The 21,494-nt window shown below is 62.3% G+C and carries 19 protein-coding genes; 4 read left to right on the forward strand and 15 right to left on the reverse strand.

Going from position 1 to position 21,494, the window contains the following annotated elements; all coding sequences use genetic code 11:
* Positions 1-83 precede the first annotated feature (83 nt).
* Genes EJ070_RS24955 through EJ070_RS24985 form a run of 7 tightly spaced genes read right to left on the reverse strand, consistent with a single transcriptional unit; the run spans position 84 to position 8,909 of the window.
* Positions 84-1,133 (reverse strand): FAD:protein FMN transferase, encoded by a 1,050-nt coding sequence (locus tag EJ070_RS24955; RefSeq protein ID WP_126093730.1) that lies wholly within the window; start codon positions 1,131-1,133, stop codon positions 84-86.
* A complete protein-coding gene (locus tag EJ070_RS24960; RefSeq protein WP_126093731.1) occupies positions 1,130-1,702 on the reverse strand; it encodes a nitrous oxide reductase accessory protein NosL in 573 nt (190 codons plus the stop codon). Before EJ070_RS24960 ends, EJ070_RS24955 begins: the two co-directional genes overlap by 4 nt.
* Positions 1,699-2,529: an ABC transporter permease gene (locus EJ070_RS24965; RefSeq protein ID WP_126093732.1), complete on the reverse strand. Its 831-nt coding sequence runs from the start codon at positions 2,527-2,529 to the stop codon at positions 1,699-1,701. The genes EJ070_RS24960 and EJ070_RS24965 overlap by 4 nt, the downstream gene beginning before the upstream one ends.
* Positions 2,526-3,434 (reverse strand): ABC transporter ATP-binding protein, encoded by a 909-nt coding sequence (locus tag EJ070_RS24970; protein ID WP_189350037.1) that lies wholly within the window; start codon positions 3,432-3,434, stop codon positions 2,526-2,528. Before EJ070_RS24970 ends, EJ070_RS24965 begins: the two co-directional genes overlap by 4 nt.
* Positions 3,431-4,705, reverse strand: a complete 1,275-nt coding sequence (locus EJ070_RS24975; RefSeq protein WP_126093733.1) for a nitrous oxide reductase family maturation protein NosD — start codon at positions 4,703-4,705, stop codon at positions 3,431-3,433. The genes EJ070_RS24970 and EJ070_RS24975 overlap by 4 nt, the downstream gene beginning before the upstream one ends.
* Entirely contained in the window at positions 4,702-6,624 is a 1,923-nt protein-coding gene (gene nosZ / locus EJ070_RS24980; RefSeq protein ID WP_126093734.1) for a TAT-dependent nitrous-oxide reductase, read from the reverse strand. The genes EJ070_RS24975 and nosZ overlap by 4 nt, the downstream gene beginning before the upstream one ends.
* The gene (locus EJ070_RS24985) at positions 6,621-8,909 is read right to left on the reverse strand and encodes a NosR/NirI family protein (protein WP_210211959.1); all 2,289 of its coding nucleotides are present in this window, start codon (positions 8,907-8,909) and stop codon (positions 6,621-6,623) included. The genes nosZ and EJ070_RS24985 overlap by 4 nt, the downstream gene beginning before the upstream one ends.
* 150 nt (positions 8,910-9,059) lie before the next feature.
* Here EJ070_RS24985 and EJ070_RS24990 point away from each other — a divergent pair, with 150 nt between their 5' ends.
* On the forward strand, positions 9,060-9,983 hold the full coding sequence (locus EJ070_RS24990; RefSeq protein ID WP_126093735.1) for a ferritin family protein: 924 nt from the start codon (positions 9,060-9,062) through the stop codon (positions 9,981-9,983).
* A 64-nt stretch (positions 9,984-10,047) separates the two neighbouring features.
* Here the strand turns inward: EJ070_RS24990 and EJ070_RS24995 are convergent, their stop codons facing one another.
* From EJ070_RS24995 to EJ070_RS25005, 3 genes are all read right to left on the reverse strand, one after another.
* Entirely contained in the window at positions 10,048-10,482 is a 435-nt protein-coding gene (locus EJ070_RS24995) for a pseudoazurin (protein WP_126093736.1), read from the reverse strand.
* 802 nt (positions 10,483-11,284) lie between these two features.
* Complete coding sequence (locus EJ070_RS25000; protein ID WP_126093737.1) at positions 11,285-12,613, reverse strand: anaerobic sulfatase maturase; 1,329 nt, start codon at positions 12,611-12,613, stop codon at positions 11,285-11,287.
* Positions 12,614-13,179: 566 nt separating this feature from the next.
* Positions 13,180-13,620: a MucR family transcriptional regulator gene (locus tag EJ070_RS25005; RefSeq protein ID WP_126093738.1), complete on the reverse strand. Its 441-nt coding sequence runs from the start codon at positions 13,618-13,620 to the stop codon at positions 13,180-13,182.
* 477 nt (positions 13,621-14,097) lie between these two features.
* Between EJ070_RS25005 and EJ070_RS25010 the strand changes: the two genes are divergently transcribed.
* The 3 genes from EJ070_RS25010 (at position 14,098) to EJ070_RS25020 (ending at position 16,524) form a co-directional block, all read left to right on the forward strand.
* On the forward strand, positions 14,098-14,631 hold the full coding sequence (locus tag EJ070_RS25010; protein ID WP_126093739.1) for a hypothetical protein: 534 nt from the start codon (positions 14,098-14,100) through the stop codon (positions 14,629-14,631).
* Between the two features lie 577 nt (positions 14,632-15,208).
* A complete protein-coding gene (locus tag EJ070_RS25015) occupies positions 15,209-15,853 on the forward strand; it encodes a hypothetical protein (protein WP_126093740.1) in 645 nt (214 codons plus the stop codon).
* A gap of 254 nt (positions 15,854-16,107) precedes the next feature.
* Complete coding sequence (locus EJ070_RS25020) at positions 16,108-16,524, forward strand: hypothetical protein (protein ID WP_126093741.1); 417 nt, start codon at positions 16,108-16,110, stop codon at positions 16,522-16,524.
* Between the two features lie 24 nt (positions 16,525-16,548).
* On the opposite strand, the gene EJ070_RS25025 is transcribed toward EJ070_RS25020, so the two are convergent.
* The 5 genes from EJ070_RS25025 to EJ070_RS25045 form a co-directional block, all read right to left on the reverse strand.
* Complete coding sequence (locus tag EJ070_RS25025; RefSeq protein ID WP_189350039.1) at positions 16,549-17,316, reverse strand: metallophosphoesterase; 768 nt, start codon at positions 17,314-17,316, stop codon at positions 16,549-16,551.
* Between the two features lie 77 nt (positions 17,317-17,393).
* A complete protein-coding gene (locus tag EJ070_RS25030) occupies positions 17,394-17,951 on the reverse strand; it encodes a hypothetical protein (protein WP_126093743.1) in 558 nt (185 codons plus the stop codon).
* Between the two features lie 119 nt (positions 17,952-18,070).
* Entirely contained in the window at positions 18,071-18,574 is a 504-nt protein-coding gene (locus EJ070_RS25035; protein ID WP_126093744.1) for a Mov34/MPN/PAD-1 family protein, read from the reverse strand.
* Positions 18,567-20,342, reverse strand: coding sequence for a ThiF family adenylyltransferase (locus tag EJ070_RS25040; RefSeq protein WP_126093745.1), 1,776 nt, complete (start codon positions 20,340-20,342; stop codon positions 18,567-18,569). The genes EJ070_RS25035 and EJ070_RS25040 overlap by 8 nt, the downstream gene beginning before the upstream one ends.
* A gap of 11 nt (positions 20,343-20,353) precedes the next feature.
* Entirely contained in the window at positions 20,354-21,493 is a 1,140-nt protein-coding gene (locus EJ070_RS25045) for a hypothetical protein (protein WP_126093746.1), read from the reverse strand.
* Position 21,494 lies beyond the last annotated feature (1 nt).

Consider the following 21,494-nt stretch of genomic DNA (forward strand, 5'->3'; position numbering starts at 1 on the left):
CGCGGCAGGTTTGCGGCGTAAACGGCACAGTGGAAATGGGTGTCGAGTTGTTGCCCATAGCCCGAAGAACTTCGAACCGAAGATCAGGCGCTCCGTTCGATGACGCGCCCGTCAGGAAGCACGAAATAAGCCCGCGTCGCTCCGGCGTCGGCGAGAGCCGAAAAAGCGCGGTCCATGGGCATGACGGAAAAGGCGGTCGAAAGCGCGTCGGCGCAGGTCGCGGTCGGCGCAACGACCGAGACGCTGAGATAGCGGCCCGCGCACAACCCCGTCGTCGGATCGAAGATGTGATTGAATCTTCCCGCCGGATCAAGTTCGGTGCCGTAGCCGCCTGACGTTGAGACGGCTTGGTTGTCGAGCGCCAGCGTCGCAAGCAAGCGATCGTCGTCGCGCGGATCTTTTATCCCGACCGACCAGGGCCGGCCCGCCGGATGGGCGTCGAGCGCGCGCGTCTCTCCCATATCGACCAAGGTGTGCGTGACGCCGCGGGCGCGCAGGAGTTCGGCGACGCAGTCGGTGATATAGCCTTGCGCGATGCCGTTCAGGGTCAGGGCCATACCGGATTGCGCGAACGCGACCTTCCCGGTGTCGACGAGTATGCGCTGGTAGCCACATTTGGCCACGGCGCCCCCGATGTCGGCCGCTGACGGACCACTCGGATCGGCGCCGGCCGTGCTGAAGTGCTTGGCGTAGAGCGTCCAGAGCGGCTGCACCGTCGGATCGAAGGCGCCGCTGGTTGCACGGGCATAGCGCGCGCTCATCGCCAGAAGCTCGACGAGTTCCTGCGGCGGATCGGTCAGTTCGCCGTCCCGGTTCAACCGGGAAAGCGCGGAGCTGTCATCATAGAGGCTGAACACGCGCTCCAGCCGGCGTACCTCGGCGAGCGCATCCGCGATCAGGCGTTCGGCCCCGGCGGCGTCGGGATGGTATATCCGCAACGAGGCATCGGCGCCGAGCGCGACGCCATGCCATTCGTGGAACAGCGGCGACGCCCGGCCCGGCCACGCAGAACCTGCCCCAAGCGCAGCAAGGCTCACGCCTGCCACGGTGCCGCTGATGCGGATGAAGCGGCGTCGGGTTAGCCGGCCTGCCGACACGCCGTCCGGGTTGATTCCATCGCTAAGGATCGTCATTGGATCACCGCGGTCTTGGGCTGCATCGAGTAGGCGACCGAGAAATCGGCGACGTGGTCGCCCAAATCGCTTTCCAGGACGTAGTTCTCAGGGATGTCGTTGAAGCGCACGACCGTTCCGCCATGCGTCGCTGTGAACGACTGGGCGGCCTTTTCGTCGGAGAAGGGCACGACTTCCTTGCCGCCCATGCCGGCGTTGTAGTCGCTCCCAATTGCATACCAGGCGTCGTGCGCCTCAACCCAGGCTCCTGCCTCGGGGCGATCCCAGTTCCTGACCTTCGCCATGTCGTTGACATAGATGGCAACGATGTCCTTAGGCTCCCCGGGTAGCATCGAAAAGGCGACCGCGTCGCGAACCGACGAGAACCAAATCGGCTCGGATTTGCCGGCGCGGAAGGCCTGCGCTTTCGGACCACCATGTTCGAGCAGCCCCATCGAACAGAAATAGGCGACCGACGTGGCCGTCGGCTCCTGCGGCGGCGGCTTGGGCAGGCCGGCCAGGTCCTGATTGCAGCCGGCGAGCAGGAGGACAGCGGCGACCAGCGCGCCGAAAACCTTTATGCGCATCATGGCTCTTTCCTTGAGAAGACGAAGGCGGCCAGCGCCAGGGGAACCGCCACCCAGGCCGCCAGCGCCGTGACCAGCGCGGCGCGACCGAACTGCATCTGCTCGGCAAGGCCGGCCATGCCGGCGAACAGGCTGGTCTTCGACAGCCCGGCAAGGTTGAGGAGCCGGAAGATATCGGCGGGATCGAGGAGCAGCAGCCAGTTGAAGGCGGCGGCGCTGATCGTCCTGCCCTGATCCGCAACCAGCAGGCCGAGCAGCGCCATGTCGTAGAGAAGGACCAGAACCAGCCAGATGCCGATGGCAAGGCCTGCCGCGGTCGCGCGCTCGCGCACGGTCGCGCTGATCAAATATCCGAGCGCGACGAAGACCGCGCCGAGCAGAATGGACGAGCCGACCATCCGCGCGAAGCTGCCGAGGCTGTCGGCATCGAACTCGCCGGCCGCAAGGGCCAGAGCCGCTCCGGCAGCACCGTAGCCGAGCACGGTCGCCACCGTCAGGATCAAGAGGTGCCCGAGGAACTTGCCGAACAGGATCTGCCAGCGCGAGAGCGGATAGGAAAGAAGAAGAAGCAGCGTGCCGCGATCCCGTTCCCCGACGATTGCGTCGTGTGACAGGAGGAGCGCGATCAGCGGGACCAGGAAAATCGTCAGGCTCGACAGGCTGACGACCGTGACCTCGAGCGGACTTGCGCCGACCACGCCGGTGGGAGCGCTGCCGAGAAACGCAAGCGTCAGCGCCAGGCCGGCCATCAGCAGGACGGCGCCAAGGGCCCAGCGGTTGCGCAGGCCGTCGCGTATCTCGCGGCCGGCAATCGTTGCTATGGCATTCATTCCGCGGCCTCCCGTGTCAGCTCGTCGCAAAGATCGACCAAGGTCGGCGGCATCACTTCGATGTCGCGGACACCTTGCAGCAGCGAGACGCTGCGGATCGCTTCGACCTTGCCGTCGTCGGCGCAGGTGAGCTCGAAGCGCAGCTCGTCGAGCCACTGCACGCCGCGCCGGGCGGTGAATTCCCGCGCCGCATTCCCATCGACGACGTGCACCCTTATGCGAAGCGGCAGGTCGGCCAGGCGGCGGAGTTCCGGAAGCGCGCCGCATGCGACCATGCGGCCGGCCTTCATGATGGCGATGCGGTCGGCCTGCTCGATGTCGCTGAGCGCGTGCGAGGAAAGCAGCAGCGTAGCGCCGGCCTCGCGCAACTCGGCCATGACGCCGTAGAACATCTGGCGCGACTCGATGTCGAGGCCGGTCGTCGGCTCGTCGAGGAAGAGGACGCGCGGCTCGCCGAGCAGCGCCTGCGCCAATCCGAGGCGCTGGCGCATGCCCTTCGAATAGGTGCCGACGCGGCGGCGCGCGGCGGCGGCGAGCCCGACGCGTTCCAGGAGTTGGTCGGTGACGCCGAGCGGCACCTGCTTGAGACGCGCGTAGAAACGCAGCACCTCGCGGCCGGTCATGGCCGCGGAGAAGGCGACGTTCTCGGGCAGGAAGCCGATCCTGCGCCGGAACGCCATGGCCTGGCGCCCCGCCGGGTTCTCGCCGAGCAGCGCGATGCGCCCGGCGGTCGGCGTGATGAGGCCGAGCGCCATCTTCACCAGCGTGCTCTTGCCGGCTCCGTTGTGTCCGACAATGGCAACGCATTCGCCGGGCGCGACCGAGAGGCCCACGTCGCGCACGACATAGGCATCCCCGTATCGCTTCGACACGCCTTCCATGAATATCGTCGGCGAAATGGTCATGGCTTCACCTCCAGCGCGGGCGGGATGGGCGCCATCAGCGGCGCGCTGTCGATGACGCCGCCCGGATGGAGCGCGGGGAATTCCGCTTGAGCCCAGCGGATGACCTGCACGGCCGGGCTGTTGATGAGGAGCTTGGCCGTCGGATAAGTCCACACGACCTTGTCGAAGATGTCGTTCGGGCGGTAGGCGGTATCGGCGATGCCGTCGCCGTTCAGGTCGAACGCCGGATTGTCGCTCCAGTAATTGCCGCGCCCGTCCGCCGACCAGTCGAGCGACCGGGTGCCCACATAGACGACCTGCGAGCGGTTATGGACGAAGGCGTTGCCGGTCATCCGGTTGCGCTCGGAACCCGCGGTGAAATGGATGCCGACGGCGCAATCCTCGAACCGGTTGTCGGCGAAAAGGTTCTTGTTGGCGTTGTAGATGAAGACGCACTGGTCGCTCCGCCGCACCACATTGTCTTCGATGTCCGCATCGTTGGCATAGTTGAGCAGAAGGCCGTGATCGCCATCGTCTTCCGACAGGTTGCGGCGGATCGCCAGGCGGCTCGAATACATGATGACGTAGCCGTTGTGGTTGCCGCGCGAGACGTTGTCGCTGACCTCGCTGTCGTTGGTGTACATGTAGTGGATGGCGAAGCGGACGTTCTCGATACGGTTGCCGCGGAAGACGTTGTTGCGGCTGGCATTGGTGAAGATGCCGTCGCGCCCGCCGGTGATGTGGTTGCCGATCACCTGCGCCCCCGGCGCGTTCCAGACATAGACGCCGTTGCCGCGCTCGTTGGTCCTGAGGTCGGTCCGCCCGACGATGCGGTTGTTCCGCACGATGGCGCCGGCGGCGCCGTGAACATAGACGCCGACCAGGCTGTTCTCGATCCGGCTGTCCTCGACGATTGCGCCCGTGGCGCTGTCTTCGAGGAAGACCGCCGCATCCATGGGATCGTCGATGCCGGAATTGCGTATCGTGAGGCCGCGCATGACGACGTTCGGGGCAACCACCTCGATCGCGCGGCCACGGCCCTGCCCGTCGAGCACGGCGCCTGGCTCGGCCTCGATGGTGAGAGCGTGGTCGATCCGGACCGGACCTTGATGCATGCCGGCGGCGAGTCTGAGCGTATCGCCGGATTGCGACGCGGCGATCGCCCTCTGAAGACCGTCGCCCCCCGCGGGGACGGCGAGGGTCTCTGCCCGCCCCGCCCCTGGGAAGAGAAAGGCGCAGGCGGCGACGAAGGCCGCCGCGACTGCGCTCCTGTTATGCCGGTGCCAGATCATGCCGGCTGCGGCTCCACGATCATGCGCCCGGCCATTTCCATGTGCAGGGCGTGGCAGAACCACTGGCAATAGTACCAGTGGACGCCGGGGCGGTCCGCGGTGAAGGTCACGGATGAGGTCGCCTGCGGCCCGATCTCCATCACCACGCCGTGGCGCACCATGGTGAAGCCGTGGGTCAGGTCCTCGACGTCGTCCATATTGGTCACTGTGATGGTGACCTCGTCACCTTGCTTCACCGTGAACTTGTCGAGGCTGAAGGCCGGCGCGACCGAGTGCATGTAGACGCGCACCTTGTTGCCGTCGCGAATGACGTTGGCGGCTTCCTCGAGCTTGACGCCGTCCTTCGCCGCCTGCTGCCGCGCTTCCTCCCACATCGGATCCTCGCGCTTCCACACGATCGCCGGTCTGACCTTCGAGCGATGGACCAGACAGATGTCGTGCGGTTCCGCGAAGCTCGGCCCGTCATGGACCAGACGCATCTCGTCGCCCGAGATGTCGATCAGCTGGTCGTTCTCCGGATGCAGCGGTCCCACCGGCAGGAAGCGGTCCTTGGAGAACTTGTTGAGCGACATCAGCCACTTGCCGTCCGCCTCCTTGGTCTCGCCCATGGAGGTGTGGTTGTGGCCCGGCTGGTAGTGAACGTCGAGCTTCTGGATGATCGGGTCGACCTTGGCGCCGCCATAAGCCTGGATCGCCTTGTCGAGGTTCCACTTGACGACCTGGCTGTCGAGAAACAGCGTGGTGTAGGCGTTGCCCTTGCCGTCGAATGCCGTGTGGAGCGGCCCGAGACCCAGCTCGGGCTCGGCGACGACGACGTCGCGCGGCTTGATCTTGTCGTCAAACAGGTCGTCGAAGCGGCGCACGTCGAGAAGCGTGACGGTCGGCGAGAGCTTGCCGGCGATCGCGACATGGATGCCGTCTGGCGCCGTGTTGCAGCCGTGCGGGTTGTTGCCGGCCGGAACGTAGCGCGTGTAGCGCGAGCCGTGCCGCCCGTCGACCACCGGCACGCCGTTGATCTCCTTGTAGTCGCCTTTCTTGACCGCGTCCTCGATGCGCTTGAGGTTGAAGATCACCACCCAGTCACGGTCCGCCGACGTCATGTCGGCGAGCGTCACGCCCCGCTCCGAATTGTAGCAGGTCGAGAACGCGTACTTGCCCTGGTAGTCGGCGTCGGTGTTGTCGAGATTGCCGTCGACCAGCACCTGCCAGGCGATCTTCATGGTGTCGCCGTCGATCGCCGTGAACACCGACCAGTACTGCTTGGGATCGTCGAGGACCTTGCCGTCGTTCGGGACCGGGATGATGTGCTCGCTGTTGGCGAACACGTAACCGGTCCGCGGATATTTCTGCAGGCGCAGCCCGTGAATATCCGATGCGTTCGGAATCTCGATGATCTTGTCGCACTTCATCACGTCGCAACGGATGCGCCCGACGCGGCAATTGGCCTTGTCGTTGACGAACAGAAAGCGCCCGTCATAGGTGCCGTCCGTGAAGGACATATGCGGGTGATGCAGGTCGCCGTTGGGGTAGACGCCGCCGCGCTTGGCAAGGAATTCGCGCGTGGTCGGCATCAGGCCGTCCGTCATGATCTTCCGGCTCTCGTTGGTGATCCCCCAGCCGGTGGCGCTGCAGCGGTTGAAGACCGGAATGCGCGAGAGCTCACGCATGGAGGGCAGCCCTATGATACGTACCTCGCCGGACTGGCCGCTCGAGCTGAAGCCGTAATATTCGTCGAGATCGCCCGGCCGGATTTCGCTGGTCGCCTCCTTGGCATGGGCCGGCTTGGTGAAGCCGGCAACGCCAACGGCTCCGCCGCCGGCCGCGCTCGCCAAACCGGCCAGAATGGCGGCCTTGCCGCTTCCGGTCAGAAGCGTGCGGCGGCTTACTCCAGCTTCCTCCGGCCTATCGTCGTTTTTCATTGGTTCTCTCCTTCAGTTGACACGGCCTGGCTGGCCGCAGGCTTCCGTTCCACGGATGGCTCGCGGCCGTTGACGGTCACCAGGACCCTCGGCTTGCGCTTGGGCTCGGGCACCATCGACGGCGACTGCAGGGCCAGGAACTTCTCACGCTTGATGCGCTTCTGGATCACCACCGGACAGCGCTGGTCGTCGTGGTAGAGCACCTGGCAGTTGAGGCATTGGATGCATTCGTTGGGATTGATCGCTCCCTCCGGATGGATCGCCTGGACAGGACAATCATTGGAGCAGCGCTGGCAGGGCGAGCCGCATTCCTTGTAGCGCTTCAGCCAGTCGAACATGCGCATACGGGCCGGGACAGCCAGCGCGCCGCCGAGCGGGCAGAGGTAGCGGCAGTAGAAGCGCTCGATGAAGAGGCCGGGTGCAAGGCAGCCGACGGCGAACAGCACGAACCACCACTCGCGCGCGAAATGCAGGATGATCGCGGTCTTGAAGGGCTCCACCTCGGCTGCTTCCTCGGCGAGCCCGAGCGAGCCTAAGGACAGGCCGAAAAGCGCGAGGAAGATGATGTACTTGAACGGCCACAGGCGCTGATTGAGCCAGAACGGCACGCGGATCTGCGGAATGCGCGCCCAGCGCGCCAGCCGGTTCGTCCATTCCTGCAGCGCGCCGAACGGGCAAAGCCAGCCGCAATAGGCGCCGCGCCCCCAGAACAGCAGGGCGGCCGCGACCGCCGACCACAGGATGAAGATCAGCGGGTCGCGCAGGAAATAGTCCCAGCGAAAGTCGCCGCGCAGCGAGTTGAAGAATGTGAGGATGTTCACGACCGACAGCTGTGCGTGCTCGTACCAGCCGAGCCACAGAAGCGTGAAGGCGAGGTAGCCCAGCCGGATGCGCTCATAAGCGCGCGGCCATTTCACGAGGATATCCTGGAAGAAGAAGATGCCGGTGAGCACGCCGATCGCGACGAGCATGATGGCGATGTCGAACATGCGCGCCTGCCACATCCGTTGCCAGAGCGGCGGCTCGTCGTCCGCCGCCGCCACCGGTTGCACGGCAGCCGACGCCGGCGCGGCCGCCGCCGGCGAGACGGGCGCGGTCAGGAACTTGTCGGGGGTCGAGTAATCGAGCCCGGTGGTGACGAACGCCTTGTCGAGCGCCCCGGTCGCCCGCTGCACGAGGAGTTGGAATCGCCATGGCGCGCCAGGGTCGAGTTTCGCACCGTCGGGCGTGACGAAGACGCCGATCTCGGGAAAGTCAGGCGCGCCGTCGGCGGCCACGGCGCCGATCCGGCGATAGTTGCGATCGCGGAAGCGTATGCTGGCCTCGCTCTGGATCAGCTCGATGCGATCGAAGATGCCGCCGCGCACATAGCCGGAGCCGCGAAAGGAATACGGCCCGTCGCCGGCGACGAGGATCGCCTGCTGGCCGGGCTTCAGATCCTGGCGAAGGCGATCATATTCGGCATCGCCGAGCAGCGATCGGCCGACCGTCGGCACGCTTGCCAGCGCAACATAAACGTCGACGAAGGAGGCATTCGGATCTCCTTGCTGCGGGCGGGCGATCGCCGCGGCGTTGCCCGTCCGCTGAAACAGGTCGTCGAGTTCCTTGTTGGTGATCGCAAGCCTGCGGACCGATCCGTCGTCGAGCAAGGCCTGCCAGGTTTCGACGGCGCTGTCGGTCTGATCGATCGTGCGGGGGGCCGGCTGAGAAGCGACATTCACGGCACCCGCGCCCAGACCGCGCGACCGCGCGATCTTGACCGCCGACTGCGTCATGCTGTCGGCGATGACCATCATCGTGACCGTCGCGCCGCTGACGATGTCGACCGGCATGCGGCTCTCCTCGCCCGGATCGAGGACACGCCGGCCGACGAAGCCGTCGATATAGTGCTCGATCTTGGCTTGAGGGATGCCGACCAGAACGATCGGTTCGTGGTGCTCGACGAGCTTCGCGCCAGTGATCTTGCCGTCGAGGTCGATGCCGACAACTATGTTGATCGGCTTGCCGGAATAGCCGGTCGAATCGACGACATCGCCCGTAAGGAAGGCGTAGCCGACGGGTTGGCCGCCCTTCAGCAGCTTTGCCGCGGGCGGATTACCCTCGACCTCGCCGAAGCTGTCGGCGGCGGGGTCTATGTCGGCGGCCCTCAATCCGCCCAGGAACTCGCCGAGGCGACCGGCCGCGCTTGCTTCGTAGGGCAACCACAGAACGGCGAGAAGAAGGACAAAGACGGCCATCAGCCGGCGCGCCGTCGGTCTCCGTCCAAATTCGATGCGTGATTTCATCTGCCGTCATCTGCCCTGTGCCCGGTCGACTGCTGACCAGGCGAGCGCCACCCTTAGACGATCGCGCCGGCGGCTCTTTGATCTACGACAAACTCAAACGATGCCAGCCGATGTCATACTGGCGCTCATTCCTCCAGGAGGCGCGCTCCCATGACGCGGCTGAGTGAAGAGCCCAAGGTGCAGTTTCGCAATGTTCAGCAGCTTCTTGGCTTGGCGACGGCCGTGGAGGAAAGCGCGGCACAGCGATACCAAAGGCTCGCTGCTCGTATGGAGAAGCTGAACGAGCGTGAGATTGCCGGAACGTTCAGTACGCTTGTCGAAGAGCAGCGCGACCATGTCGAGGAAATCGCCCGCCGCTCTAGTCAGTTGACGGGCGCGCAGCCGCCGACACCAGCCGATCCGCGTGGGTTGCCTTCAGAAATCGCTCGATCGTGGGACGAAGCGGAGGCAAGCGCGCTACTCACTGCGTACCGAGCCCTCGGCATTGCCGTGGACAACGAAATGTTGGCTTTCGCCTTCTATTCCTATGTCGCGGCGCAAAGCGACGATGCGGCAGTCCGGGCGACGGCGGAGTGGCTCGCCGGAAAGGCGCTCGATCACGCGGCGACGCTGCGCGAAGAGCGGCGTCGTGCCTATCGGCGGCAAGGTGCCGCAGGCGCCCGCAGCGAGATGCCAATGCTGGATGCTTCGTCGCTGCCGGAGTTCGTGCGACAGAGCCGCCAGCTGGAGTCGCGTGCCGCAGCCTGCCACCGAAGGATTGCTTCACGGCTTGCAATCTTGGGTGAGGATGCGGCGTCGAAAACGATCGCCGAGGTCGCCGAGCGGGAACGTGCGAACGGATCTGAAGCCGCCAACGGAACTGTCGAAGCAGGGAGAGCGGAGCTTGCGCAGGCCGCCAGGCCCTTGCCGCTTCTGCGCGCTGCGCTCGCCGAGGCCGAACGGCTGCACCAGGCCTATCTAAATCTCGCCGACCGCACGCGCGACGAACAGGTGCTGGCTGCGGCCCAACGGGCGGCGGATCGGACCCTGCTGAGCCTCGCTGCCATCGCAGCGCGGCTGCAGGCGTTCGGCTGATGCAGCGAGCGTCAGCCGCGGAGCGGTTCAGCGTTCGATGGAATCGCTGAACTGCCTTTACGCACTATTGGCCGATCTGTTTGAACAGCTCCTCGAAAGCCTTCTTGGCCTTGCCGGGCTGATTGACCGCTTCGGCTGCCTTCAGGTTGCTGCCCGGGTCGCCGACCACGACCAGCGCGACCATGCCCATGCCGTAGTGGGGATTGCATTTGATGCCGTAAACGCCGGGCTTCGTGAATGTGACTGAGACGTCCTTGTTCATCTCGCCTTTGAACGGCTGGGCGCCGTCCGGCAGCATGCCGGGAATGGATTCGACATCGTGGCCCTTGTCCTTGGCGACGAAATGGACGGTGTCGCCGGGCGCTACTTTGAGGAACGACGGTTCTAGCTGAAACATCCCGTGCTTGCCCATGTTCATCATGTTGACTTCAACCTCGGCGGCGTGAGCAGCACCAGCCGTTATCAGAGTGGCTGCCGCAACCGACAGCATAAGTTTCATCGAAGGCATTTTCTTCCGAGTCCTTATTTGTCTGGGACGAGATCGCTTGATCGACCCGCGCCGTCTATTAGACGAAGCTCGCCGGCGAACATTGCGCTAGGTCAAACTCAGAGCGGGTTGTCGGCTGAAGACGTGCTGGCTGTTCGCCACGCGCGCTTATTCCTGTCGCGTCCGTCGGCGGTAGATCCTTAGGCAACGTACGGACAGGCACCCCGGCGCTGGTCGGCTCGCACGCTACTCCGGCGAAGAGACGCTCCGTGGCTACGAGTCCACTGACGATTGCTCCAGACATGAGGCTACGACTGGGCGGCTCGGAATGACATCACTGACGAACGGGATCGCGACGGGGAGGCCAATCATTCAATGAAGGCTGCCAGGTGTACGTCGAAGAAAAGGCGAAAGATGCAGCTCGGAACCAACTCGACGAGAAAACGGCCACGAGGATAGCGACGAATAGGAATCCGCTAGCAGCTAGTGGGGCCGCTTTCTCTCGCGATCCACGTCATTCAGAAGCCAACAAGATCGGGAGCCAACCAGAAGGGCATGCTCTCGAGCTGGAGGCCGGCGACCTCGTAGGGAAGCCCGGGTCTTGATGTCGATCACCGACCACGTGCCGTCGGATTCGCTTTCGATGTCGAAATGCTCTGCCATTATTTCGCTTACATATGCGGCGGACGAGTTCCGCCAACCTTCACTGGTCCTGCGAAACTAAAGGGCGCTCTCAACCGCATCGTCGGCATCGGCCATAACAACTTTCCGGCTACGGCTCGGAGCGACTAGCTCTCGCATGGAAACTCTGAGTTCAAGCGCCGCAGCATCGCTTGTACTTTAGGCCGCTTCCGCATGGGCACTGGGCATTGCGCCCGGAAGGCGAGCCTGCAGGCTCTCTTGCCAGCATGTCCATGATCCTGGCCGCAGGCAGCCCTTGACGCAGCAGGTGCACCATCGCCTCCAGCAAGGGTGCCGCGTGGGCAAAGAACATGCGATTGGATTCGCAAAAATAGTTCAACCGCTCCGGGGCATTCGCGGGCGTTGGTAGGAAACGGTGCTTGGGACAGCCGCCATGACAGGCAAAGCGCCATTCGCACCTTTTGCATGCGGCAGGAAGGCGGGCTTTCTTGTCCAGGCCGAACTGTCGCTGTTGCGGCAGAGACGCCAGAGCATCGATCGGAGACTGCGTGATGTTGCCGAGCCGATATTGCGGATAGACGTAGTGGTCGCACGCATAAAGGTCGCCATTGTGCTCCAGGGCCAGTCCCGAGCCACAGGTCTCCGCAAAGACGCATAAAGAGGCTGGCCGCCCGGCCCAGATCCCGAGCTGAAGGTCGAAGAACTGGACGAAGACCCTGCCGACGTCATGACGGACCCATTCGTCGAACATCCTGCACAGGAACCGGCCGTATTTCTTGGGGGTCACGCTCCAAGGCGCGATGACGAGATCGTCGTCGTTGGGCATGGGCGGCGGGGCGAGCTCTCCTTGCCGATCGATCCGCTCGATCACCGGGATGAACTGCATGAACTGCACGCCGATGTCCCGCAGATAGCGGTACACTTCCAGGGGGAAGCTGACGTTGCGGGCGTTGACCACGCACAGGACGTTCGTATCCACCCTATGACGGGCCAGCAGATCCCAGGCAGACAGCACGCGGGACGAGCTGGGCTGGTCGCGCCTGTCGCGTCGGTAATGATCGTGCAGGCGAGGCGGTCCATCCAGGCTCAGGCCAACCAGAAACTGTTCCTCGTGGAAGAATCGTGCCCATTCGTCATCGAGAAGGGTGCCGTTCGTCTGCAGCGCGTTGCGGATGGCGCGGCCTGGCGGACAATGCCTGCGCTGCAATGCGGTTATGGTCCGGAAGTAGTCCAGTCCCAGCATGGTAGGCTCGCCGCCCTGCCAGACGAACTGGATTTCCCGCAGCCCGGCACGCGACTGACTGGCGATATAGTCGCGAATGAAGGTTTCGAGCACGTCGGGCGGCATCCGGAACTTGTTTTCCTCCGGATAGAGCTCTGCCTTTTTCAGATAGTAGCAATAGGTGCAGTCGAGGTTGCATCTGGGACCTATGGGTTTGGCCATGACCCAGAACGGCGAGGCCGCAAGTCTGTCGTCGGCATCATCCCGCAAGTCGGTCATCTCACTTTCCCAGGCTTCCTGCTTCGAGCGCAGATCGAGGCTTTGTGCCCCGACAAGAACGAATGCGGCCGGTATCGTGAAGCTCCTTGCGAACTGCTGCCACTAACGGGAGGGTACCGCTGCCGGCGCTTGGCCATTCGCCTGAGCACATATCGCGCCGCGTCGCTCAATATTGGCCTACCTTGAATCGTCGAAGCTTGCGCCAGCGCAAAGAGTTGACTTCATCCATGGCGAAGCAGTGTCGGTGCCGCCAACCTCGTCTCCGGCCGCCAGTACTCGACAAGCGCCTCGTAGGTAGCAAGGACTTCTTCCACACCCGGATAGCGTGATCGGCAGCACTCGCCGGGTCGCGGCATCGACCGGCTCGGCTTGCCATTCGGGTCGCGTCGAAGTCTCGCCTGCGCTTGCCGCAATGCTATCATTGTCACAGCACGCGCCGCCGAGCGCGGCTAGTGAGCTCGTCGGGAAGTTGCCTTCAGCGGTGCTGTCTAGGTGAGTCGGTTTACCCGCGTCAGGATACCGTCTCTCAAGGCAGCCTCTCAGTTACGCCCGGGCGCAGCAAAGCTCTAGCGAGCCTTCGCTTTCCGCTTGGTGGCAGCCTTCTTCGCTGGTGGGGCCTTCCGGCCCAGACCTATTGCCTTAGCCATTTCCGACCGCGCAGCCGCATAGTTCGGCGCCACCATAGGGTAGTCCGACTTTAATCCCCACTTCTCGCGATACTCGTCGGGCGTTAGCCCATAATGAACGCCGAGATGGCGCTTCAGTGATTTGAATTTCTTCCCATCCTCGAGGCAAATGATGTAGTCGGGGAACACCGACCTCTTCGGATTGACTGCCGGAGCCTGGGCCTGCTTCTCGGGTTCGGTTAGTTGGCGGATTTTCGAGAGTGACGAATTCACGCTGGAAATCAGTTCCGGCAAAGACGCGACGGGTACCGGATTCTTGCTGACGTAAGCGGAAACGATATCTGCGGTTACCTCGATCAGATTGACGGTCGCGTCGGCCAAAACAAATCCTCCTGGTTAAGTGCATCCGTCTCCCTAACTTCCCGAGGCGGCGCAATCAACGACAGGACTGCTGATTTATTACTGATTCACCTGGTGCCTTTTCAGAAAGACGAAGCTGGCCGATTTCACGCCACGCTTGAGCGGTTCACGCAACCAAAGCGTCGGATTTTGGGAAATGTTTTCCCGGCCTGGAGCACCGCCGTCCAAAAAGGTTGTCGGGCACCCACTGGCTGTAATCGCTGCCCTGGGAAGCGGAGATCAAACCCGACCCGGTTCTGTAGAAATGTAACGAAGGCATTTCCAGCGGATTCACCGATGGTTCAGATGGCTCCGTTTTTGTTGCAGGGGATCTCGACTCCCCTGGGTCGCTTATGTATAGGAGCGCCCCATGTTCATGAGCGCCCTTTCTTTCGCACGCATATGACCTCGCCATCCGGTGAGTGACGTCATTTATCGTGCAAAGAAAGGAACCAAATCATGGATATCACCGCTCGTATCAAGCAGGCCATTGCCGCGCATTCACAGCCGCTGCCTGAGTACGCTTCCCCTAGCGCCTTCGACCTTCGCTTCCGTGACGGCAACGCTGCCGACGGCTGGCATCTCGATGACGAGAGCCTGACGCGCGCAGGATACTACTGCACGTACGCCCGCAGGGCGACGGCGGTCGTGCTAGTGCCCGGACTCCCGTCAATCCCTACCTTCTGGCGGCCCGCCGTGTTCTTCCTGCCGGACAATGCCACCCTGAAGCCAGAGGTGGCGTACGATGGCGATCCGCTGCGGCGCGGCTGCAAGCCCGTCCCGGTCACGCAAGCCGTCGATGTGTCGAAGGCGGAGATCGAGCGCAAGGTTTTCGGGCATATCGAGCCCGCGTTGGATGCCCTGGCTCGCTTCTACCGGCGGACCGGACAGCGCTGGGAAGTGCTCTATCTCCGCGAGCGCGACCGCTGCCAGGAGGCGGGCGAGGCCTTCGACTGGTCTGAGCTGCCCGTCGACCCGGGCACGCTCTCCTAGCGTCTTCAGTCGGGACCGTCCTTTCTGGCGGCTCCTCCCAAAAAATACTGAGACCAACGTGGCGTTCGACGTCGCCGCGGTTGCCAGCGTGTACCCCAATCCCGGGAGCGCGGCCGCCCTCCAAATAAAGAAAGGATTCTTGGTATGCCCAATTCTGAATCTAGCCCCAAGTCTGCACGCGGAAGGTCCTATCCGGGTTTGGCGAAGGGTCCGTGCGGTTCGAAGATATGATATTCTCTTGTCAAGCTTCGCTTAAGCGCTGCCATATTGTCGTATGCGTCTTCACGCGCTACGTCATGGAAGCAGGCAAGTGAAAGGAAAGGGTTGAGAAAATGATGTCCGTTCATGACGCACTCGAGGCGTGGCAGGAAGGCGAAATTACGGCCTCTCGCGCAATGTCTCTTACGGGCGCGACGAATATCCTCGAACTCTACGGGCTCGCGGATGCTTGCGACGTGGATATCTGTATCAAGCTGAATGAAGCAGAGGCGGCGGCGGTGGAAAAGGTATCCGCCGCAGTCCGGCGAGCATTGGAGCAACAGAACGCTGGACCCGCTGGCCCCGGACCAAGAGCCGCATGAGTGATTATCGACGGCTGCCCGTCACTATCGTAATCGTCGACAGCGGCCCCTTAATCAGTTTGGCAGCCTGTCATCGGCTCGACCTGCTGGGAGAATTCAAGAGAAGAGTCCGCGTTACCGATGTCGTTCGCGCAGAGTGCCTGCGGTACCCTGATAAGATTGGTGCCGCTGAACTCGCTTCATGGTTCCAGCAGGTTGATGGCCAGAAGCACAAGGTCATCGACACCCCTCTGCTCGACGACTGGCTTGATGCAGTCGCGCAGGAGGAAGCGGGCAACACGTCACGTCCTTCCAAGGGCATTGGTGATGCGTCGATTGCGTGGCTGATACAGCAGATCAACAACTCGGAACCTCGCGACGAACTTATCTTGCTGTTGTCTGACGATGCCAATTTCGGAGATGTCGTGGTCCGTGGCAGCCATCCGGAAGTCTACATGCTCTCGACCCGCCTCTTCCTCCAGGTTCTTGAGAATTTTGGTCGGCTTCAGTCGGCGCAGTCGCTGTATCAAGAAATCGTGGAGGCCGGCCGCAATCTTGGCAGGTACGCGGTGGATCGTCCTGGACGCGTGCAGCGGGGCGTGAAGTCTCAATGGACTGATGTCTTGCAGGACGACGATGAGAATGGGAACGATGTATCTTAGGCAGGCGGCCGACATCGGGCCCTTGATCAGGTGCTGCCGATATCCATAGGCCAACAATTCGCGGGATCGATGATGACTTCAAATCGAGGCCATTCGGTTCACGCGCTTGCGGATTCGATCCTTGCTTCCAGCCAACGCAAGCTCTTGCGGAAACTGGAGTTCGAAGATTGTCAGCAGAACCGTTCCCCATAAAGCACGATCTTTTCCAGCTAGGGCGGAAAGGATTCGCTGTCCTCGAAAGCATGGTCTTCCCCTTGCCGCTCGACCGCAAAGGCGCCAAGTACCGGGCGGCTCGCCTCACGATCCGAACAGGCGAAGCTCAGTACGCCGTCTTCGCTGCGAACATGAACCTGGGAGCTGCAACGGAACTTGCCAGCCTGCTGCCGCTTCCTCGCCCGGAACTCAACGGGCTGAAGCTCACTGCCGGCTTCGATGGCTGGCGCGGCTGGGGCGACCCGCTTGTAGCGGCAGGCCGGCTGCCTTCGCGTGATTGGGTTCTGCAGGTCGACGATCCTGGCGATGCTGCTGTTCAGGTCGACGACATCTTCACGCCGGAGGGCCTCGACCGCATGATGCCGTCGAAGCATCCCAACGCCCAAATCGAAGACCATGTCGCCAGGGAATTCTATCGTCTGCGGGCCACTGACCAGGAAGTCAAGCTGGCGCTCTGAGCAGAGAGGCAACGCTTCCACATGCTACGCGGCGAGTTCGAACCCATCTGCCTCTTCTCGCGTAATCTCCACATGTGCCGCCGAGGCAATAGCGAACAGGAAGTGGCGGATGCGTTCATCAGCCGGGACGACAAGGCAGGTTAGCCTGCCGGTAGCGTATGCCCCGGTATCGATGCCGATACGCCAGCGCCCTCTCTCGGGCAGGCAGGTTGGCGTTGGCGTGTGTCCGTGGACGATGACGTGAGAAAGCTCGCCTTCGTATCGCAGGAAGGGCTCCCGGATCATCATCATGTCCTTCGAATCCTGCTCCGTGACAGGGCGAATTGGATCAACTCCCGCGTGAACATAGGCGAAGCGGCCGTCGACAATGATCGGCACGGCTTGCTGCAATGTCTCCAGGTGCCGGCCGAAGTTTGCCCTGAACGCGGCAGCGGTGTCGGAGATACCGCCCTCGGCAATCAGCCCATAGGATTCCAGTGTCTCGTAGCCGCCCAGCCGTAGCAGCCACCTGCTGAACCTGACTTCGTCGACTGCCTCCGACGTCATGAAATCCAGGAAGTAGGCGTCATGATTGCCGCGGATCAGCCGCGACCGAGGCCATCTCTCCAGTGTGTGGCAGACGAGGTCCAGCGCCTGCCGGCTCGATGGGCCGCGGTCGACGATGTCCCCGAGGAAGAGCACGCGGGGCTCGCGGCCGGATGCGCCAGCTTCCCGGCCAATGGCATCAAGGAGAGGCGCAAGCAAGTCAGCACGGCCGTGAACGTCGCCTATGGCGTAGGTGGTGTATGGCAATCCAGGAATCCTTCCGAGGACCCACAAGTAGCGGCTGTCTCGGCAATCGTTTTGGTCAAACGAAACGTGGCTTGGGGCTAGCGCTTCGTCCCAGTCGGTCGCTTTGCGCGGCGTTTGGTAGGGACCAAGTCGTCGAGGCCTTCGTCATATTCAAAGGCAACGCCATCGAGGGTAATCCGACCGTCATGGGGCGGGAGAGGGGGTGCTCCGTTGGCGTGGGCCTCGCAATCAACGGAAAGCCACGACTTGTCTCGTAGGCTGCCCGGCTTGCCGCAGGTCTCGCAGTATCGATAGGAACGCAAGTCGGCGAGGACCTCTGCCCTATCCAGTGCAAGATGAACAGAGCGGGTAACGGCGCCCTCGGGCATCGCATCAACCCTCAGGCTTCCATATTTCTCGTAGACTTTGTCGAGGCGTAAGCGCGTTCCTGATGGAAGGGCGGCGGAGACGTCGCCGAAATACTTGTCTAGGACCTTTTCCCATCCCGGCCCGCACTCGAAATCCATTCGGGCCGGAATCAGGTCCGGGTACTTCGTCTTCAAATTCGGGAAGTCTGTCATCTGGAAGCCTTTCACCTTTCGCCAAGGCACGCCAGCTTGCAGCGATAGCAAGATAGAGGTGAAGGCTTCGTTCATCCCTTCGTCTAGCTCGTTACGAGCATTCCGGAAACACCGACGGTCAGGGGCATGGCCATCCGAGTACCGGCATGCAGTCTGCATATTGTTTCTTCTGGTTGAAGGTTCGCCTGAAGCTGTCAAGTCTCAGAAGAAACGGAACTCTCCTGGAGCCTTACTAGGCCTCCACGCTCGAAGACACTTGCCGAGAGGTAGACCTCTCGTGCAGCCGAAGTGCCAGCTATAATCATGACCGGCTTCGGACATCGATAGCTGATTTCCTTTGAAATCGCCCGCATTTCCTTGATGTCATTCGCGCTCGGCTCGGGCGCTGCGCGTGGGTGCGAATGCCATTCCCCGACGTAGTATTCGCCATGGCGCCAACGGCTTTGGAGAAGGTCTTTCAAGCCATGGACACCACGCTGAAACCATGTCCGACCTGACCGAGAATCCTTAGACTGCGTCGTTGCCTCGGAGACGGTTACGTTATTCCCGTGGCCATCGTAGCGGCCGACTAGGATGCCTCCGGTCTCGCGGTCTCCCGCCGCCAGCGCGTATTCTTTGATCGTGTGAACGGCCACTCCGGTCACATGTACTGAGATCCCATGAACCTGGCTTACGAAGTCTTTTCCGTCCTCAGGCATCCTGACGCTCCACGGTCCCGTCCACGCCCTGCCTGAAATACTCGCAACGCCTTTGCGGAGACCGGATCGCCCTTAGAATGGCTTTCGATCCAATCGCGCCCCACAATCGCACGTCCGATGCATCTGCCGGGAACACAGGGTGCCAGCAGCCGATACCTTCTATTCGCGCGTCATCAAGAGAGGCAGGGGGAACGCCGAAATCCGCGAAGCTCTCTTTGGCGTCCACCGTGGGAAACGAGGTTTCCGATGCAGTAAACACGAGCAAGCCTTCGCCTTTCCAGGTCATCGCTAAGCTGACGAACGTTTTTTCGTCCCCCCAGTCGAACATTGACAGGGCATCAAGAACACTGTCCGATCCCGAGCAATCGACAATCACGTCGAATGAACGCACCTGTTCTGCTATCTCTGTGTCTGTCGGCGGGAAACTCGATGCGAAGCCCGTGACGTTTGCGTCCGGCATGATCAGGTTCAGGGCACTGGCAAGCGCCGAGGCCTTGTTGTGGCCAACCGCGTCCATGCCCAGCGCGTGTCGGGTAAGATTGCCGACGTCGAGAAGGTCGGCATCAAGGACACCCATCTCGATCAAACCCATCCGAACCAGATTCTCGCACACCGCGCTGCCGAGAGAACCTGCCCCGATGACGAGGACCCGCTTCGACGGCACCACATTCTCCGGACCTGCGCGGGCCCGGATTTCCTCGGGCTCCCAGTTCACCGTGCGGAGCCATTTCAGGTTCGAATTCAAGGACGCGCGGGAACGGTCGATGAACTGCCGCGTATTTTCATTCGCTCGGAAACCGTTTTTCTTTGCCCGACGGTCAGCAAGTTCGACGCCGTCGATCGCTAGCCAATGATAGCGCAAGGGCGGTTCGCCGATCGTGTACGAAAGTGGAAAACCAAGAAGCATCATTACGGGACCGCTGTCCTTCGTTCGGTGACGGCGATCCGCTCCCGATCGAACAAGGACCTCTCCGAGATCGACTCCGACGGTTTCTAGGTAGGAGGACAGGGCGGCCCATGTCCGTGGCAACTCCCATGGCGCGACGACAGGCAACCGATCGAGGGCGATCCAGAGCGCTGTTGCGGACGACTCCTGGGCCGCGATCAAGCGGCCCCATTTCAGCTCGCGGATCGATTTTTGACCTTTGCCGTGGAAAGCCGTGATGCCATAGCTTGCGACCGATCTCGGAAGCCGTGCTAGGTCTGCCCATCCCCACTGACCGTTCATTGCCTGCCAGTACTGAAGGTCGTCGACCGAGCTCGTGAAACCCACCACAGGAAAACTTGTCTGACCAGGACCGGACGGCAGTTCCAGAGGCTCTCCCGGGACCGCGAGTTTATCGCTCGCCCCAGCGTCGATCCAAACAAGTAGCCGCTCGAGATGCCACCAAATCTTCTCGTCGATGGCTTTGGGTTCGCCTGCCCAGGCGACGCGGGCGAAAGCTGCTGCTTGACGATTAAGGCACGGATTGCCCAGCCGCCACGGTAGGGCGGCCGGACCTTCGTCGTTGAAACTCTGGTGCTGGTGGGTCGCAGTTATCCCACCTACCTTCGATGGGAAGACGGTCACAGACACGCTGGCCGGATCGAACACCAGATACCAGTTTGTCTCCGTTGGAATGGTGCCGCATTCGGGAACTGAAAGGCGCGCGCATATATACAGCGTCCACCGGCTGTCGGCCAGACGTGTCCACGGCCGGAGTACCGTAATTCGGCTGTGGCCGACAACGCTGTCGGCCACGTTCTGAAGGACCTCAGGTACGAACAACTACGAGGTCCTCATGCGAACCGCTCGGTCCTCCGTGGTTCGGCGGGCTGCGCAGGCGCCGTGAAGAAACCTGGCTTTCGATCTCCTCCGTTCGGACCGGGAAGCGGGAACTTTCCGCCGAACAGTTTTTGCCAGAGCTGGCCGCTCTTCTGAACGTCGTCACACTCCAGCGCCTCGCGCGCCTGATCGGCCGCGGTCGTGATCGCAGAGTGGAATGCCCTGAAGTCTTCCAGAGGCAGGCGCTTGAGGACGTCGTGCTCGGGCACGCCGTGGTCTGCCAGTGCAGGGACCTTGCCCACGAGGGCTTCGAACCTCCATTTGTCCCGCATCGTCTCGAATACCTGGACGAGGCCTGAAGCCATGGAACTGGTGCCTTCCTCAAGGACGTGGCCGATCATATGCTCCAGCGGGTAACCCTTGGGATATTTGGGGAGGGTCTCGGCATACTGCTGCCGCCACCATTTCGTCGCGCGTACCAGATTGACGTAGTGTCCGTTGCAAGCTCGATTCTTGGCGGCCGTCCACTGGATTTGAGCCAGCGGATGCGTACGTCCCCACCTCCCGACATCGCGGTCGGGAAGGAAAAGCGGATGTGGTCGCCAGTTGCCTGAAGGCGCGTCCTCAAGCAACTGCGGCTGAACTCCGAAGGGCGTTGGCTGCCAGCGCTCGTTCAGCCGCCAGCTCATGTCGTCTTCGATAGTACTGGTGGTCAACACCGAGTTGGACCGATACAGACGCTCCATTGCCTGACGCGACGTCGGATCAGTCGGAAGCGCGGTGATGACCAGATCGAGATCGACATAGGAAAGTTCGATCCCGAAGGAACGTCCCTGAGCCCGCCACTTGCCTGGGTAGTGTCGATCGAGGAACGGCACGAACTTGTCCATCGCCTGCTGGGGGGTGGTTTTGTCACAGTCGATATCCGTCACCACCACCACATCGACATCCGGACGCTTGTCGCCCGTCGGACGAATGGCAGTGGAACGTCGGATGCTTCCTTGCAGGAAGGTCGCCACCACGATTCCACTCAGGTCCCTGTCCGCCGCTAGGCGAGACCGGAGCGTGTTCGAGCCCGTCTTCCATTCCTCCTTCTGGCGATCGGTAGGGCGGATTTCCCTGAGAAACTCACTGAACTGCGATTTAAGTTCCATG

This window comes from Mesorhizobium sp. M1E.F.Ca.ET.045.02.1.1 (assembly GCF_003952485.1).
GTDB lineage: Bacteria > Pseudomonadota > Alphaproteobacteria > Rhizobiales > Rhizobiaceae > Mesorhizobium.

Coding starts and splice junctions, on each gene's coding strand:
- EJ070_RS24955 (WP_126093730.1), bottom strand. CDS start 1,133: ATGACGATCCTTAGCGATGGAATCAACCCGGACGGCGTGTCGGCAGGC.
- EJ070_RS24960 (WP_126093731.1), bottom strand. CDS start 1,702: ATGATGCGCATAAAGGTTTTCGGCGCGCTGGTCGCCGCTGTCCTCCTG.
- EJ070_RS24965 (WP_126093732.1), bottom strand. CDS start 2,529: ATGAATGCCATAGCAACGATTGCCGGCCGCGAGATACGCGACGGCCTG.
- EJ070_RS24970 (WP_189350037.1), bottom strand. CDS start 3,434: ATGACCATTTCGCCGACGATATTCATGGAAGGCGTGTCGAAGCGATAC.
- EJ070_RS24975 (WP_126093733.1), bottom strand. CDS start 4,705: ATGATCTGGCACCGGCATAACAGGAGCGCAGTCGCGGCGGCCTTCGTC.
- nosZ (WP_126093734.1), bottom strand. CDS start 6,624: ATGAAAAACGACGATAGGCCGGAGGAAGCTGGAGTAAGCCGCCGCACG.
- EJ070_RS24985 (WP_210211959.1), bottom strand. CDS start 8,909: ATGAAATCACGCATCGAATTTGGACGGAGACCGACGGCGCGCCGGCTG.
- EJ070_RS24990 (WP_126093735.1), top strand. CDS start 9,060: ATGACGCGGCTGAGTGAAGAGCCCAAGGTGCAGTTTCGCAATGTTCAG.
- EJ070_RS24995 (WP_126093736.1), bottom strand. CDS start 10,482: ATGAAACTTATGCTGTCGGTTGCGGCAGCCACTCTGATAACGGCTGGT.
- EJ070_RS25000 (WP_126093737.1), bottom strand. CDS start 12,613: ATGACCGACTTGCGGGATGATGCCGACGACAGACTTGCGGCCTCGCCG.
- EJ070_RS25010 (WP_126093739.1), top strand. CDS start 14,098: ATGGATATCACCGCTCGTATCAAGCAGGCCATTGCCGCGCATTCACAG.
- EJ070_RS25015 (WP_126093740.1), top strand. CDS start 15,209: ATGAGTGATTATCGACGGCTGCCCGTCACTATCGTAATCGTCGACAGC.
- EJ070_RS25030 (WP_126093743.1), bottom strand. CDS start 17,951: ATGAACGAAGCCTTCACCTCTATCTTGCTATCGCTGCAAGCTGGCGTG.
- EJ070_RS25035 (WP_126093744.1), bottom strand. CDS start 18,574: ATGCCTGAGGACGGAAAAGACTTCGTAAGCCAGGTTCATGGGATCTCA.
- EJ070_RS25045 (WP_126093746.1), bottom strand. CDS start 21,493: ATGGAACTTAAATCGCAGTTCAGTGAGTTTCTCAGGGAAATCCGCCCT.